The 17,118-nt window shown below is 64.8% G+C and carries 9 protein-coding genes; 3 read left to right on the top strand and 6 right to left on the bottom strand.

The genetic code is table 11. The features are described 5' to 3' along the window. Positions 1–164 precede the first annotated feature (164 nt). From aceK to NMB96_RS08585, 6 genes are all read right to left on the bottom strand, one after another. Positions 165–1,904, bottom strand: a complete 1,740-nt coding sequence (gene aceK, locus NMB96_RS08610) for a bifunctional isocitrate dehydrogenase kinase/phosphatase (RefSeq protein WP_255086673.1) — start codon at positions 1,902–1,904, stop codon at positions 165–167. A 344-nt stretch (positions 1,905–2,248) separates the two neighbouring features. Further along, entirely contained in the window at positions 2,249–4,480 is a 2,232-nt protein-coding gene (locus NMB96_RS08605) for an NADP-dependent isocitrate dehydrogenase (RefSeq protein ID WP_255086672.1), read from the bottom strand. Positions 4,481–4,900: 420 nt separating this feature from the next. Next, positions 4,901–5,455: a hypothetical protein gene (locus tag NMB96_RS08600; protein WP_255086671.1), complete on the bottom strand. Its 555-nt coding sequence runs from the start codon at positions 5,453–5,455 to the stop codon at positions 4,901–4,903. Positions 5,456–5,549: 94 nt separating this feature from the next. Next, entirely contained in the window at positions 5,550–5,843 is a 294-nt protein-coding gene (locus NMB96_RS08595) for a LysM peptidoglycan-binding domain-containing protein (RefSeq protein WP_255086670.1), read from the bottom strand. 103 nt (positions 5,844–5,946) lie between these two features. Further along, positions 5,947–6,762 carry an NADPH-dependent 7-cyano-7-deazaguanine reductase QueF gene (gene queF, locus NMB96_RS08590; protein WP_255086669.1) on the bottom strand — a complete coding sequence of 272 codons (816 nt, stop codon included), beginning with the start codon at positions 6,760–6,762 and terminating at the stop codon, positions 5,947–5,949. Positions 6,763–6,939: 177 nt separating this feature from the next. Beyond that, complete coding sequence (locus NMB96_RS08585; protein ID WP_255086668.1) at positions 6,940–8,256, bottom strand: M20 family metallopeptidase; 1,317 nt, start codon at positions 8,254–8,256, stop codon at positions 6,940–6,942. Between the two features lie 256 nt (positions 8,257–8,512). On the opposite strand from NMB96_RS08585, the gene NMB96_RS08580 reads away from it, so the two are divergent. The 3 genes from NMB96_RS08580 to NMB96_RS08570 all read left to right on the top strand — a co-directional run bounded on the left by NMB96_RS08580 (position 8,513) and on the right by NMB96_RS08570 (position 16,364). Beyond that, positions 8,513–9,751, top strand: coding sequence for an efflux RND transporter periplasmic adaptor subunit (locus tag NMB96_RS08580; RefSeq protein WP_255086667.1), 1,239 nt, complete (start codon positions 8,513–8,515; stop codon positions 9,749–9,751). Positions 9,752–9,844: 93 nt separating this feature from the next. After that, a complete protein-coding gene (locus NMB96_RS08575) occupies positions 9,845–13,093 on the top strand; it encodes an efflux RND transporter permease subunit (protein WP_255086666.1) in 3,249 nt (1,082 codons plus the stop codon). A 130-nt stretch (positions 13,094–13,223) separates the two neighbouring features. Further along, a complete protein-coding gene (locus tag NMB96_RS08570) occupies positions 13,224–16,364 on the top strand; it encodes an efflux RND transporter permease subunit (protein ID WP_183086914.1) in 3,141 nt (1,046 codons plus the stop codon). The last annotated feature ends 754 nt before the right edge of the window (positions 16,365–17,118 follow it).

The raw sequence follows: 17,118 nt of genomic DNA, 5'->3' as shown, positions 1-17,118 counted from the left end.
GCAAACAAGTTTCGGAGCAACGGTCAGCACATTTGCAACAGGCCCAAGCGTGTTGCAGCGCACTGTTTGCGATTTTGCACAAACCCGCAGAGATCACTGATAAGCGTCTCGGCTAGTCGGGTTCGTTACATCGCATCGCCATGCGTCGGCGATGCAATCGACGCTCAGGCCAGACGGCGCGAGTCCGCATAGGGCGGCGTGTCCGGGTAATCGTCTTCGCGCAGTCGCGCTTGCAGATCGCGCCACCATTGCGGCTCGAACAGTTCCGGATGCGTGTGCTTGACCGCTTCCAGCTGCGACGCCGGCAAGCCCATAAACAGCGCAAAACGCTCGGGAAACACATCGCGCGGGCCGACATGAAACCAGGGCTCGGCGGACATTTGTTCTTCGTAACTGGTGGGCGTGGGCCAATCGCGGAACGTGCATTCGGTGATCAGGCACAGCTCGTCGTAGTCGTAGAACACCGCACGCTGATGCCGGGTGATGCCGAAGTTCTTCAGCAGCATGTCGCCGGGAAAGATGTTGTTGCGCGCCATGTCCTTGATCGCCTGCCCGTAGTCCAGCGCTGCGGCATGCGCGGCCTCGGGCAGTTGTTCGCGCAGGTACAGATTGAGCGGGCGCAGCCGGCGCTGCACGTAGCACAGCGCGATCAACACATCGGCGCCATCTTCGCTCAGGCTCATCGCACAGCTGGTCTGCAGTTCTTCCAGCAACGCCGGCGAAAAACGCGCCTTGGGAAAGCGCAGAAAGCGGTACGGCTGCGCGTCGAGCAGGCGGCCGATGCGGTCGAGCTGGAACACCAGTTCGTATTTGCCTTCCACCTGCGCGCGGCTCATTGTTTTTGGATACGCAAAGCGGTCGCGGATCAGCTTGAACACCAGCGGATAACTGGGCAGCGTAAACACCACCATGACCATGCCGGGCGTGCCATCGGCATGCACCAACTGCTCGGCAGGATGCGCCTGAAAATGGCTGAAAAACGTGCGATAGCGTTCGGTCTTGCCCTGCTTGGCACGCCCCAGCATCGTGTACAACTCATCGATGGGCTTGTGCGTCAGCAGGCTGCGCAGAAACACCACTGCATCACCGACGGTGGATAGATCTGCCTGGAAATAACTGCGCGAGTTACTGAACAATTGCGCGACATCACTGCGCCGGGTCAGCACCGCTTCGGCACGCAGGCCGGCACCATCGTTGACCAGTGCGATCACGCAGGGAGAAAAGCGATGTTCGCCGAACACGCGCCCGATCAGATAGGCGCGACGTTCGCGGTAGAACACCGTTTCCAGCAGTTCCACACTGCGCACAGGATGCTCGCCCCAATGCGCAAGATCGTCCTGCAGCCGCACTGCAATTGCCGCCGCGCAACGGGTGCGGTGCAGGTACGCCACATCGAACGCATAATCGCCAAGCACGCGCACCAGCATGTCGGTCAGCCGGCCCGGCGAGACCGCGTAGGTATGCCGCGCAACCGGCAGCGTGATCGCATCGGTCGGCTCGATATCCAGCGCGATGAATTCGATCTCCGCATCCACACCATGGGTGCCGAAGTAACGCCGGGTCAGGGTGTTGTAAAAGGTCTTGTACAGCTCCTGATCGATCAACCCGGTCAGCAGCGCGGCGTAATGCTCGCGTGCGCGCATCCACAGCGCGCGATCGTGCGCCTGCCCCAGCAGCACCGCACGCAGCCGCAGCATGCATTCGCTGATGTATTGATCGTAGAGCGCAATACGCGCCACCGCATCCTCGCGCGCGCCGTTCCAGTCACGTGTCTCGAAGCGCTGCTTGGCGCGTGCGGTAATCTGCGCAAAGCGCGCGTGGTAATCCTCGAACGCTTCATACACGGCGCGGCCGATCGCCAGCGCGCGACGCTCGGACTGCGGCGGTAACGGAACAGGGCTCATGGTGGCAGTGTACTCAGCACTTGCGACAGCGCGCAGCCAGTGCGGGCGATCGAGCACGTAATAAGCGGGCAAACACCTGCATCACGCGTCAACCTGCCGCAGCACGCGGTGCGCGCGCCGGCCCTGCTGATCCTGGCAAGGCAGCGCACGTTGCCAAGAACTCTCGTCAGCCAAGGCCACACCGGGCAACCCAGCCGCGGGCAATCCACTGCAAAGCGGCGGCAAGGCCGGATGCATGACGGTTGCGCTGTCTCCATTGCGCTGAAACGACAAGGCCCGCCTCTGAACGAGGCGGGGCCCTGGATGTCGCACTTGCTGAGCGCACCGATACGCGGTGCGCTGGATCAGGCCTTCAGCGTCGCCAGCACGTCGTTGAAGGTCTTGCTCGGGCGCATCGCTTCGCTGACCTTGGCCAGATCGGGGTGGTAGTAGCCGCCGATATCCACCGGCTTGCCCTGCGCGCCGTTGAGCTCGGCCACGATGGTGGCTTCGTTGTCGGTCAGGGCCTTGGCCAGCGGTGCAAACTTGGCCTGCAGCGCGGTGTCTTCGGTCTGTGCGGCCAGGGCCTGCGCCCAGTACATCGCCAGATAGAAGTGGCTGCCGCGGTTGTCCAGTTCACCGACCTTGCGTGCCGGCGATTTGTTGTTGTCCAGGAACTGGCCGTTGGCCACGTCCAGCGCCTTGGCCAGCACCGTGGCCGAGGGGTTGTCGTAGCGGTTGCCCAGATGCTCCAGCGAGGCGGCCAGGGCCAGGAACTCGCCCAGCGAATCCCAGCGCAGGCTGTTCTGTTCGACGAACTGCTGCACGTGCTTGGGCGCCGAGCCACCGGCGCCGGTTTCGAACAGACCGCCACCGGCCATCAGCGGCACGATCGAGAGCATCTTGGCGCTGGTGCCCAGCTCCAGGATCGGGAACAGGTCGGTGAGGTAATCGCGCAGCACGTTGCCGGTGACCGAGATGGTGTCCTGGCCCTTGCGGATGCGCTCCAGCGAGAAGGTGGTCGCTTCCACCGGCGGCAGGATGCGGATATCCAGCCCGCTGGTGTCGTGATCCTTCAGATAGGTTTCGACCTTGGCGATGACCTGCGCGTCGTGCGCGCGCGCCTTGTCCAGCCAGAACACGGCCGGGGTATCGCTCAGACGTGCGCGCTCGACCGCCAGCTTCACCCAGTCCTGGATCGGTGCGTCCTTGACCTGGCACATGCGCCACAAATCGCCGGCTTCCACCGTGTGTTCGAAGATGGTGGTGCCGGTGTCGTCGGTGACCTTGACGGTGCCGGCGGCGGGAAGCTGGAAGGTCTTGTCGTGCGAGCCGTATTCCTCGGCTTTCTGCGCCATCAGCCCGACGTTGGGCACCGAGCCCATGGTGGACGGATCGAACGCGCCGTGCACTTTGCAATTGTCGATCACGGCCTGGTAGACATCGGCGTAGCAGCGATCCGGGATCACCGCCTTGGTGTCCTGCAGCTTGCCTTCGGCGTTCCACATCTGACCCGAATCGCGAATCATCGCCGGCATCGATGCATCGACGATCACATCACTGGGCACATGCAGGTTGGTGATGCCCTTGTCGGAATTGACCATCGCCAGGGCCGGACGCTGCGCGTATTCGGCCTGGATATCGGCCTTGATCTGCGCCTGCTGCGCTTCCGGCAGCGTGGCGATACGTGCGTACAGATCGCCGATGCCGTTGTTGGGATCGAAGCCGACCGACGCAAGCGCATCGGCATGCTTGCTCAGCGTGTCCTTGTAGAACTCGCCGACCACCACACCGAACAGCACCGGGTCGGAGACCTTCATCATGGTGGCTTTCAGATGCACCGAGAACAGCACATCCTTCACCTTGGCATCGGCGATCTGGGCATCGATGAAGCTGGCCAGTGCGCGCTTGCTCAACACGGCGGCATCGACGATTTCGCCTGCCTTGACCGCCACTTTTTCCTTCAGCACGCTGCTGCTGCCATCGTTGCCGACGAATGCGATCTTCAGCGTGCCCGCCGCTGCCACCGTGGTGGACTGCTCGCTGCCGAAGAAGTCGCCATCGTCCATGTGCGAGACATGCGACCTGGAGTCGCTGCTCCACTTGCCCATGCGGTGCGGATGCTTGCGTGCGTAGTTCTTCACCGACAGCGGTGCGCGGCGATCGGAGTTGCCTTCGCGCAGCACCGGGTTGACCGCGCTGCCCTTGACCTTGTCGTAGCGCGCCTTGATGTCTTTTTCGGCGTCGTCCTTGGGCGTGTCCGGATACGCCGGCAGCGCATAACCCTGGCCCTGCAGTTCGGCGATCGCGGCCTTGAGCTGCGGCACCGAGGCGCTGATGTTGGGCAGCTTGATGATGTTGGCTTCCGGCGTGGTGGCCAGCGCGCCCAGCTCACCGAGGTCGTCGGCGATCTTCTGCGCGTCGGTCAGGTGCTCGGGGAACAGCGACAGAATGCGGCCGGCCAGCGAGATATCGCGGGTTTCGACCACGATGCCGGCGGTATCGGTGTAGGCAGCGATGATCGGCAGCAGCGACTGCGTGGCCAGATACGGTGCTTCGTCGGTGAGCGTGTAGAGGATCTTCGGTGTCTTCGACATGAGGTGCGATGGCTCTTGTGGTCGGGAGGAGCGCCGGTGTCCATGGCAATGGCGTTGGCGTGCGCGACGGGGGTCGCTGGCGGCACGCCGATTGGCCAGCGCGTGGAACGCGGCGATGGATCAGCACGGCATTGTCGCGTCTGAGCCGCGCCCGGGTAAAGCGACCACAGGCGGATGCTCCATCCCGTGACCCGGCCAATCGACATGGATGCAGCTGTAACGAATGTGTCGCGTCACAAGGTGGCGCAGCAAAAGGGCGCGATCGTGTGATCGCGCCCTGATGGCTTACCGCTTGATGGCTTGCTGGAAGAACAGCGACGAAGTGATCGCCCTGTTGGCGAAATGTTGGCGGGCCAGCGTGTTACCGCCCTGCTCCGCCAACATGCGCGTCTACATGCAGCATGCTTCCTAGCGCTTGTCTTATTTGACCGTAATGGTCTGCGGATTACCCGCCGGCTTGCCATCCACCATCACCTGCGCGGTGTAGGTGCCAGCCGGCCAGCCATCGGGCTTGCTGAAGCTGAGGTTGGTGGTTTCTGCGCCGGTGGTGGTCAAGGTGGCGTTCTGCTCACCAGCGACCTGGCCGTCCTGGTAGGTGAGCTTGGCCGAAACCGGCACGTTGCTCGCGCTGCCATCGGTTTTCACCGAGACGATGATGGTGTCTTTGCTGCCGATATTGGCCGACGGAGTCACTGTCTTGTCTGCGGCAGCAGTGGTGCCGACCGCAACGCTGGACACCGTCACTGCCGCACCGGTTGCGGCGGCACTGTCGGTACTGGCAGCACCGGTAGTAGTGCTCTGACCAGCCTGATCGCTCGCAGGCGGCGTGCCCGCCGGGCCAGGCATCGCTTCGGTGGCGGCACCGGAGGTGGGATCCTTCGACACGCTGGCATCTTCTTCTTTCTTGCAACCTGATAGTGCGAGCACGCCGACAAGCGCAATGGCGAGCATGCTTGAAACGGATTTGGTACGCATGGATGAATCTCCGGCTAAACGAATAGGGTTTCTTGAGGAAAGCATTGAGTGGAACAGATCACCAAGCCAGCGACTGGCTAGACTAGGCGCGCGTTTATGCCTTTGGTGGTAAGTGCAACACCTGCCCCGGAAAAATCTTGTCCGGATCCTTGAGCGTCTCGCGATTGGCCTCGAAAATGCGCGGCCACAGATTGCCGTCGCCATAATGGCGTTTGGCAATACTGGAAAGGCTGTCGCCTGCCTGCACGGTCACCGTTTCTTCGACGATCTGCGCCGTGCTTTGCACGCCGCTGCGGACGTTGGAAAAATCCGGCGCTGGCGTGACATCGGCGGTACTGTCGACCGAGGAGGTTACGTTGGAAAAATCTGCTTTCTTGTCGACACTCATTGCTGCCATCCTGCGTGCATCACGATGACTGCAGGGTGCGCGGAGCGCCGTTAAGCGTGGATCGCGCCGCCGTGAAGCTGACGCGATCTCCGGAAGCCACCGACTACTGGCGCGGGTCGCGGAAAATCGACAGCGGTGTCGGCACGCTGGGCGAACTGCGCAATGGGTTGATGTCCAGTCCGCCACGACGGGTATAACGCGCCTCTACCACCAACCACTCGGGCGCGCAGCGGATCAGCACGTCATTGAAGATGCGCTCCACGCATTGCTCATGAAATTCTGCGTGGTCGCGGAAACTCACCAGATAGCGCAACAGGCCTTCGCGGTCGATCGGCGCGCCGCGATAGCGCAGCGTAACGCTGGCCCAATCCGGTTGACCGGTGACCGGGCAATTGGACTTGAGCAAGGCCGAGGTCAGCACTTCTTCCACGACTGGTTGTGCGTGCGCTGAGAGATACGCGGCATTGGGCGGGCCGTAATCGTCGATGCTGACATCCAGCGCGTCGATCGATTCGCCCTCGCCCACCGCATCGATCGGCGGCAGACCGAATTCCACCGCCACATCGGCACCGGCGCGCGTGGACAGGTCGGAGGCAATACGCGTGCGCACCGCTTCGGCACTGTTGAAGCGGGTGGCGTTGAGCGAGTTGAGATACAGCTTGAGCGACTTGGATTCGATCAACGACGGCGAATCGCTGGGCACATGCAAGGTGGCGGTGGCCACGCAGGGTTTGCCCTGTGCATCGAGCCAGCTGAGTTCATAGGCGTGCCAGCGATCACGGCCGATAAAGGGCAGCGCACCGGTCAGGCCGATCGCCTCGCGCCCGGCCGCGCGCGGAATCGGAAACAACAGCGACGGATCGTAGCCGCTGGGGTAAGCGACCTCACGACCTAGGGAGGAATCTTCTGGGGTATTCATGCCGCCATTTTAGGGCGAGCGGGCTGGCCGTGAGGTGTATGGCGGCCGCCGGAGCGACCGCCTGGGCAAACAGAAGCAGCGGGCTTCACACAGCCCGCCGCCGTAATCACCGCAAACGGACAGCGGGAATCGTGCACTTGCACACGAATCCCTAATCCCCAATCACGAATCCCGGTTTCAGCCAGCCTCCCCCTGATGCAGATAATCCAGCGACACCTGTAACAGCGCGCGCAAACCCACATCCAGCGACGACTCGTCAAGCAGGAACTGCGGCGAATGGTTGCTGGGCGCGGTCGCCGGGTCGATGCCCTTGGCGGTGGAGCCGACGAAGAAGAACATCGACGGTACCTGCTGCGCGTAGAACGAGAAATCTTCCGCGCCCATCTGCAGCGGCGGCTCGTAGACGTTGTCGGCGCCCACCACGGCTTGCAGGCTGGGCAGCATCCTGGCGGTCAGCGCCGGGTCGTTGACCGTGGCCGGGTTGCCGGGCTGGTCCGGCACCTGCGCCTCGACGGTGGCCCCGTGGGCGGCCGCAGTGTGCTCGGCCACGGTCTTGAGGTCGGCGAAGATCTGCTGGCGCATGGCTTCGTCGAAGGTGCGGATGGTGCCGACCATTTCCACGTCGTCGGGGATGATGTTGTAGCGGATGCCACCCTTGATCGCGCCGAAGCTCAGCACCGCCGGCTGCTTGGACAGGTTGGCGCGGCGGCTGATCACGGTCTGCGCAGCGCCGATCATGTCGGCACTGGCCACGATCGGGTCGATACCGTTCCACGGCGCCGAGCCATGCGTCTGGCGGCCGATCATCTTGATCGCAAAGCGGTCCGAGGCAGCCATCAGCGGGCCGCTACGCACCGCGATCTTGCCGGCCTGCACGCTGGAGAACACATGCAGGCCGAACACCGCCTGCGGCTTGAAGTCGGCAAACAGCCCCTCCTTGAGCATCAGTGAAGCGCCGCCCTCTTCGTTGCCGGGTGCGCCCTCTTCGGAGGGCTGGAAGATCAGCATCACCTCGCCGGGCAACTGGTCGCGCATGCTGACCAGCGCCTCGGCCACGCCGAGCAGGATCGCGGTGTGCGCGTCGTGGCCGCAGGCGTGCATCACCCCGACCTGCTCGCCGCGGTACTCGGCAGTGGCTTTGGAAGCGAACGGCAGCCCGGTCTGCTCTTTCACCGGCAGGGCGTCCATATCCGCACGCAAGGCGATCTTGGGACCTGGCTTGCCGCCCTTGATGATGGCCACCACGCCGTGATGGGCGATGCCGGTGCGCGGCTTGAGGCCGAGCTTGCGCAGCTGCGCGGCCACCGTGGCGGCAGTGCGCTCCTCGCGGTTGGACAGTTCCGGATGCTGATGGAAGTCGCGGCGCCACTGCACCAGCTTGGTCTGCAACGGCGCGGCGGCGGCCTGCACTTCGGGCCGGGGCGCAGCCTGGGCGGCGGCGAGCGTGGGCAGGGCGAGCAACAGCGCGCTGGTCAGCAGGCGGGAGTGGCGCATCGAGAATCCTCTAAAGATGGTTGCTTAATGTAGTGCACCCGCGCAGCTGGCGGGCTGCGGTGGTGCCCGATTCAGCCCGCCGGTCAACCGTGGCGACCGTGGTGCGTTGCCGCTGTACTGCATCTGTGAACGTCGTGGCCGTTTCGCTTGGCGAGCCGTTACTTCAGTAACGCTCAATTGCTTGGGCGCAACGATATGCTTCGCACAGCTGCCCCACGGTCGCATCAGCGCCCGGCCCGCCCTCAGGAGTTGTCGCATGTCGCGTTTTTGGAAGATCACACTGCTGGTCGTAGCGGTGCTTGTCGTGGTGTTCGTTGCAATGCGCATGTTCGGTGGGGGCAATCACGGCAAGCGCGCGGGCGCGCCGGACGGCAGCGGCACCGAAGACCACGGCCCGGTGCCGGTCACGGTGGTGGCCGCCACCACCCAGGACGTGCCGGTCTATGCCAGCGCGTTGGGCACGGTCACCGCGCTCAACACGGTCACGGTCAGCCCGCAGGTCGGTGGCCAGCTGATGAGCCTGAATTTCCAGGAGGGCCAGGAAGTGAAGAAGGGCCAGCTGCTGGCGCAGATCGATCCACGCAGCCTGCAGGCCAGCTATGACCAGTCGCTGGCGGCCAAGCGCCAGAACCAGGCGCTGCTGGCCACCGCGCGGGTCAACTACCAGCGCTCCAACGATCCGGCCTACAAGCAGTACGTCTCGCGCACCGATCTGGACACCCAGCGCAACCAGGTGGCGCAGTACGAGGCAGCGGTGTCGGCCAACGATGCGCAGATGCGCGCGGCCCAGGTGCAGTTGCAGTTCACCCGCATCCTGGCGCCGATCGACGGCATTGCCGGCATCCGCGGTGTGGACGTGGGCAATATCGTCAGCAGCACCTCTACCATCGTCACCCTGACCCAGATCCGCCCGATCTACGTGTCCTTCAACCTGCCCGAGCGCGAGCTGCAGGCGGTGCGCAGCGGACAGGCGGCCGCCGCGCTGGGCGTGGCGGCGCTGGATCGCGGCGATGCGCACATCATCAGCGGCGACGGCAAGCTGGATGTCATCGACAACCGCATCGCCGCCGACAGCGGCACCTTCGGCGCACGCGCGATCTTCGACAACGCCGACAACGCGTTGTGGCCGGGCCAGTTCGTCAACGTGCGCCTGCAGTTGCGCACTATCTCCGGCGGCACCGTGGTGCCGACCCAGGCGGTGCAGCGCGGCCCGGACGGCGATTACGTGTACGTGGTGGGCAGCGACAACACTGCGCAGATGCGCACCGTGGTGCAGGGCGTGGAGGTGGACGACAGCCACGTGCAGATCACCAAGGGGCTCAAGCAGGGCGAGCGGGTGGTGACCGAAGGCCAGTTCCGCTTGAAGCCGGGCAGCAAGGTCAGCGCGCTCAAGCCGGGCGAAACCCCGCCCGAGCCGACCGAGGCCGAGCTCAAGGCTGCGCAGGACAAGAGCAGCGGCGGCGCCGGCGGCCGACGCGGCGGCGGCCCGCGCTAACTCGCGACCACCGGCGACGGGAGTTCCGTCGCCGGTGCGCGTCGACGCATTGCGCGCCGGCACCGATTGACGTCTTCAGCAAGGATTCCCCCCGTGGGCTTTTCGACCATCTTCATCCGCCGTCCCATCGCCACCTCGTTGTTGATGGCGGGCATCCTGCTGCTGGGCATCCTGGGCTACCGGCAACTGCCGGTCTCCGCACTGCCGGAAATCGACGCGCCCAGCCTGGTCGTCTCCACCCAGTACCCCGGCGCCAATGCGACCACCATGGCTTCGCTGGTGACCACACCGCTGGAGCGCCAGCTCGGGCAGATCTCCGGGCTGCAGATGATGACCTCCGATTCGTCGGCAGGCCTGTCCACGATCATTCTGCAGTTCTCGATGGACCGCGACATCGACATCGCCGCGCAGGACGTGCAGGCGGCGATCCGCCAGGCCACCCTGCCCTCGTCGCTGCCGTACCAGCCGGTCTATAACCGGGTCAATCCGGCCGACGCGGCCATCCTCACGCTCAAGCTCACCTCCGACTCGCTGCCGCTGCGCGAGGTCAACCGCTATGCCGACGCGATCCTGGCCCAGCGCCTGTCGCAGGTGCCGGGCGTGGGCCTGGTGTCGATCGCCGGCAACGTGCGGCCTGCGGTGCGCATCCAGGTCAACCCGGCGCAGCTGTCGAACATGGGCCTGACCATGGAGTCGCTGCGCAGCGCGCTGACCCAGACCAATGTCAGCGCCCCCAAGGGCTCGCTCAACGGCAAGACCCAGTCCTACAGCATCGGCACCAACGACCAGCTCACCGATGCGGCGCAATACCGCGAGACCATCATCAGCTACAGCAATGGCCGCCCGGTGCGGCTGGCCGATGTGGCCAACGTGGTCGACGGTGTGGAAAACGATCAGCTCGCCGCCTGGGCCGATGGCAAGCCGGCGGTGCTGCTGGAAATCCGCCGCCAGCCCGGTGCCAACATCGTGCAGACGGTGGAGCAGATCCGCAGCATCCTGCCGCAGCTGCAGTCGGTATTGCCGGCCGATGTGCACCTGGAAGTCTTCGCCGACCGCACCGAAACCATCCGCGCCTCCGTGCATGAAGTGAAGTTCACCCTGGTGCTGACCATCTTCCTGGTGGTGGCGGTGATCTTCGTGTTCCTGCGCCGGCTGTGGGCCACCATCATTCCCTCGGTGGCTGTGCCGCTGTCGCTGGCCGGCACCTTCGGGGTGATGGCGTTTGCGGGCATGTCGCTGGACAACCTGTCGCTGATGGCGCTGGTGGTGGCGACCGGATTCGTGGTCGACGATGCGATCGTGATGATCGAAAACATCGTGCGCTACATCGAACAAGGCAAGAGCGGGCCGGAAGCGGCCGAAATCGGCGCCAAGCAGATCGGCTTTACCGTGTTGTCGCTGACCGTGTCGCTGGTGGCGGTGTTCCTGCCGCTGCTGCTGATGCCGGGCGTCACCGGGCGCCTGTTCCATGAGTTTGCGTGGGTGCTGTCGATTGCGGTGACGATCTCGATGCTGGTGTCGCTGACGCTGACGCCGATGATGTGCGCCTACCTGCTCAAGCCAGACGCCTTGCCCGAGGGCGAAGATGCGCACGAGCGTGCCGCCGCAGCCGGCAAGACCAACCTGTGGACGCGCACGGTGGGCACCTACGAGCGCAGCCTGGACTGGGTGCTGGCGCATCAGCCGCTGACTTTGGCGGTGGCGATCGGCGCGGTGGCGCTGACCGTAGTGCTGTACATCGCGATCCCCAAGGGCCTGCTGCCCGAGCAGGACACCGGCCTGATCACCGGCGTGGTGCAGGCCGATCAGAACGTGGCCTTCCCGCAAATGCAGCAGCGCACCCAGGCGGTGGCCGCGGCGCTGCAGAAAGACCCGGCAGTGACCGGTGTGGCGGCCTTCATCGGCGCCGGCTCGATGAACCCCACCATCAACCAGGGCCAGCTGTCGATCGTGCTGAAGACGCGCGGCGACCGCGACAGCCTGGACGAGGTGCTGCCGCGCCTGCAGAAAGCGGTGTCCGGCATTCCGGGCGTGGCGCTGTTCCTCAAGCCGGTGCAGGACGTCACCCTGGACACCCGCGTGGCCGCCACCGAGTATCAGTACTCGATGTCGGATGTGGACAGCGCCGAGCTGGCCACCTGGGCCGCACGCATGACCGAGGCGATGCGCAAGCTGCCCGAGCTGGCGGATGTGGACAACAACCTGGCCAACCAGGGGCGCGCGCTGGAACTGACCATCGACCGCGACAAGGCCAGCATGCTCGGCGTGCCGATGCAGACCATCGACGACACGCTGTACGACGCCTTCGGCCAACGCCAGATCTCCACCATCTTCACCGAGCTCAATCAGTACCGGGTGGTGCTGGAAGTGGCGCCGGAATTCCGCAGCAGCACCGCATTGATGAATCAGCTGGCGGTGGCCAGCAACGGCAGCGGCGCGTTGACCGGCACCAATGCGACCAGTTTCGGCCAGGTGAGCTCGTCCAACTCGTCCACCGCCACCGGCGTGGGCGCGCAGAACACCGGCATCGTGGTCGGCGCCGGCAGCATCATTCCGCTGGCCGCACTGGCCGAAGCCAAGGTCACCAACACGCCATTGGTGGTGAGCCATCAGCAACAGCTGCCGGCGGTCACGGTCTCGTTCAATCTGGCGCCGGGTCACTCGCTGTCGCAGGCGGTGGAAGCGATCGAACAGGCGCGCGAAGACCTCAAGATCCCGACCCAGGTGCATGCCGAGTTCGTCGGCAAGGCGGCCGAATTCACCGGCAGCCAGACCGATATCGTGTGGCTGCTGCTGGCCTCGATCGTGGTGATCTACATCGTGCTGGGCGTGCTCTACGAGAGCTACATCCACCCGCTGACGATCATCTCCACGCTGCCGCCGGCCGGTGTTGGCGCGCTGCTGGCGTTGATGATGTGCGGGCTGAGCCTGTCGGTGGACGGCATCGTCGGCATCGTGCTGCTGATCGGCATCGTCAAGAAGAACGCGATCATGATGATCGACTTCGCCATCGACGCACGCCGCGACGGCGCCAACGCGCATGAAGCGATCCGGCGCGCCTGCCTGCTGCGTTTCCGCCCGATCATGATGACCACCGCCGCCGCCATGCTGGGCGCCTTGCCGTTGGCCCTGGGCACCGGCATCGGCTCGGAGCTGCGGCGTCCGCTGGGCATCGCCATCGTCGGCGGCCTGCTGTTGTCGCAATTGGTGACGCTGTACACCACGCCGGTGATCTATCTGTACATGGAACGCGCCGGCGAGCGCGTGCGCGATTGGCGCGCGCGGCGTGCCGCACGCCGCGACGGCGCGAACCCGGCCTCCACGTCGGAGCGCCCGGCATGACGACTGGTGCAGCGAAGGCTGATCGGATTTCCGGCCTACGGCGGCGCATGCCCGCACGCGCATTCGGGCGTGGCTTTGGCCCTGCTTGCCGAATCCGGAATCCCGATTCCCGATTCCCGGCGCCACAGCCATGAACATCTCCGCCCCCTTCATCAAGCGCCCGATCGGCACCTCGTTGCTGGCGATCGGTTTGTTCGTGATCGGATTGATGTGCTACCTGCGGCTGGGCGTGGCGGCGTTGCCGAACATCCAGATTCCGGTGATCTTCGTGCACGCCACGCAGTCCGGCGCCGATGCCAGCACCATGGCGTCCACCGTCACCGCGCCGCTGGAACGGCATCTGGGCCAGCTGCCCGGCATCGACCGCATGCGCTCCTCCAGTTCGGAGAGCAGCAGCCTGGTGGTGCTGGTATTCCAGAGCAATCGCAACATCGATTCGGCCGCGCAGGACGTGCAGACCGCGATCAACTCGTCGCAATCGGACCTGCCTTCCGGACTCGGCACGCCGATCTATTCGAAAGCCAATCCGAACGACGACCCGGTCATCGCCATCGCGTTGACCTCCGACACCCAATCGGCCGATGAGCTCTACAACGTTGCCGACTCGCTGCTGGCACAACGGCTGCGCCAGATCACCGGCATCAGTTCGGTCGATATTGCCGGCGCCTCCACACCGGCGGTACGCGTGGATGTTGACCTGCGCGCGCTCAACGCGCTGGGCCTGACCCCGGACGATCTGCGCAACGCGGTGCGCGCGGCCAACGTCACCTCGCCGACCGGCTTTCTGTCCGACGGCAACACCACCATGGCCATCGTGGCCAACGATTCGGTGGCCAAGGCCGCAGATTTCGCACAGCTGGCGATCTCCACCCAGTCCAACGGGCGCATCGTGCGGCTGGGCGATGTGGCCACCGTCTACGACGGCCAGCAGGATGCCTATCAGGCGGCCTGGTTCGACGGCAAACCGGCCGTGGTGATGTATGCCTTTACCCGCGCCGGCGCCAACATCGTCGAAACCGTGGACCAGGTGAAGGCGCAGATTCCCGGGCTGCGCGCCTACCTGCAGCCCGGCACCACACTCACGCCCTATTTCGACCGCACACCCACCATCCGCGCCTCGCTGCACGAGGTGCAGGCCACGCTGATGATCAGTCTGGTGATGGTGATCCTGACCATGGCGCTGTTCCTGCGCCGCCTGGCACCGACCTTGATTGCCGCAGTCACCGTGCCGCTGTCGTTGGCCGGCTCGGCGCTGGTGATGTACATGCTCGGCTTCACCTTGAACAACCTCAGCCTGCTGGCGCTGGTGATCGCCATTGGCTTTGTGGTCGACGATGCGATCGTGGTGATCGAAAACATCATGCGGCATCTGGACGAAGGCATGCCGCGTCTGGACGCGGCACTGGCCGGTGCGCGCGAGATCGGCTTCACCATCGTCTCGATCACCGCATCGCTGGTGGCGGTGTTCATTCCGATGCTGTTTGCCAGCGGCATGGTCGGGGCGTTCTTCCGCGAGTTCACCGTGACCCTGGTGGCGGCGATCGTGGTGTCGATGCTGGTGTCGCTGACCTTGACGCCGGCCTTGTGCAGCCGCTTTCTGTCGGCGCATACCGAGCCGGAAAAGCCCGGCCGTTTCGGCGCCTGGCTGGACCGCATGCATGAGCGCATGCTGGCGGTGTACACGGTGGCGCTGGATTTCTCGCTGCGGCACGCCTTGCTGTTGTCGCTGACGCCGTTGCTGCTGATTGCCGCCACCATTTTTCTCGGCAGCGCAGTCAAAAAGGGCTCGTTCCCCGCGCAGGACACCGGTCTGATCTGGGGCCGCGCCAATTCCAGCGCCACGGTCTCGTTCGCCGACATGGTCAGCCGCCAGCGCCGCATCACCGACATGCTGATGGCCGACCCGGCGGTGAAGACCGTCGGTGCGCGGCTGGGCTCCGGCCGCCAGGGCTCCAGCGCCTCGTTCAATATCGAACTGAAAAAACGCAATGAAGGTCGCCGCGACACCACCGCGCAAGTGGTCGCACGGCTGAGCGCCAAGGCCGACCGCTACCCGGATCTGGATCTGCGCCTGCGCGCCATCCAGGACCTGCCCAGCGACGGCGGTGGCGGCACCAGCCAGGGCGCGCAATACCGCGTGTCGCTGCAGGGCAACGATCTGGCACAGCTGCAGGAATGGCTGCCCAAGCTGCAGACCGCGTTGAAGAAGAATCCACGTCTGCGCGATGTCGGCACCGACGTGGATACCTCGGGCTTGCGCCAGAACATCGTGATCGACCGTGCCAAGGCCGCGCGGCTGGGCATCTCGGTCGGTGCGATCGATGGCGCGCTGTATGGCGCGTTCGGCCAGCGCTCCATTTCCACCATCTACTCGGATCTCAACCAGTACAGCGTGGTGGTCAATGCGCTGCCCTCGCAGACCGCCACGCCCAAGGCGCTGGATCAGGTGTTCGTGCCCAACCGTGCCGGCCTGATGGTGCCGATTACGTCGGTTGCCACGCAGGTGCCGGGCCTGGCGCCGCCGCAGATCATCCATGAAAACCAGTACACCACGATGGATCTGAGCTACAACCTGGCACCGGGCGTGAGCACCGGCGAGGCGGATCTGATCATCAAGTCCACCGTGGACGGGCTGCGCATGCCCGACGGCATTCGCCTCAGCGGCGACGACAGTTTCAACGTGCAGCTCAGCCCCAATTCGATGGGCGTGCTGCTGCTGGCGGCGGTGCTCACCGTCTACATCGTGCTGGGCATGCTGTACGAGAGCCTGATCCATCCGGTGACCATCCTGTCCACGTTGCCGGCCGCCGGCGTGGGCGCGCTGCTGGCGTTGTTCCTCACCAACACCGAGTTGTCGGTGATCTCGATGATCGCGCTGGTGTTGCTGATCGGCATCGTCAAGAAGAACGCGATCATGATGATCGACTTCGCGCTGGTGGCGCAGCGCGTGCACGGCATGGATGCGCGCGCGGCCGCACGCGAGGCCTCGATCGTGCGCTTCCGGCCGATCATGATGACCACCATGGTGGCGATCCTGGCCGCAGTGCCGCTGGCGGTGGGCCTGGGCGAAGGCTCGGAACTGCGCCGCCCGCTCGGTATCGCGATGATCGGTGGGCTGATCTTCTCGCAGAGTCTGACCTTGCTCAGCACCCCGGCGCTGTATGTGATCTTCTCTTGCCTGAGCGAGCGCTGGAAGGCGCGTCGCGCACGTGCGCGCGCACGCCGTGCAGAACGCGCGGCAGCACGGCGCCCGCCAGCCTCGGCGCACTGAGGCTGGGCTGACAAAAACCGAAGAGAAGTGATTGAACGGTGTGGATGCGCTGCGGTTGTGGAGCGGCTGATCTGCGGCTTGGCTGCAAGGCCCTTGCCCGCCCACCATCGCAGGACACGCTGCAAGTACGTCCGTGTAGGCTCTTACGCGGCATCCATGCCGCGTAAGGTCCCGCGACGGTGAGCGGGCAAGGACCAGTCGAGAGTGTCGGTGTGCAGGGTTTTAAACAAAGCCACCGATCAACTCTCTGGTGTGGTGTCCTCACCGCTCGCGGGACCGTGTGGCGGCATGGATGCCGCCACCGAGCCTCCAGGGATGGATTCACGGCGTGTCCCGCGAGCGGTGAGGGCATCGCGCCCTCGACCCGCTAGGTTTCGGAACATCCAAGCAATGCTGAAGCTCAAGATCCCGGTCGCCTTGAGAGGTACTCGAACGGGGTGGAGATGCCGTCGGGTGCAGAGCGGCTGATTTGCGGATTTGCTGCAGGGCCCTTGCCCGCCCACCATCGCGGGACACGCCGCAAGTACGTCCGTCTAGGCTCTTACGCGGCATCCATGCCGCGTAAGGTCCCGCGACGGTGGGCGGGCAAGGACCAGTCGAGAGTGTCGGTGTGCGTGGTTACGAGCAGGGCATGCAGCGCGTTAGTTCGACTAGGTGCGGTCTGATCAGCTTAGTTCTATCCGATCGATGTCACTTCCATCCAACACCAACTCATTCGTCAAACCAGGGGCGTGTGGCCAACACGCCGCCGCTA

Source organism: Xanthomonas hortorum (assembly GCF_024339125.1).
GTDB lineage: Bacteria > Pseudomonadota > Gammaproteobacteria > Xanthomonadales > Xanthomonadaceae > Xanthomonas > Xanthomonas hortorum.
The sequence above is the reverse complement of the archived record's forward strand: the minus strand, read 5'-3'. Positions and strand labels throughout refer to the sequence as shown.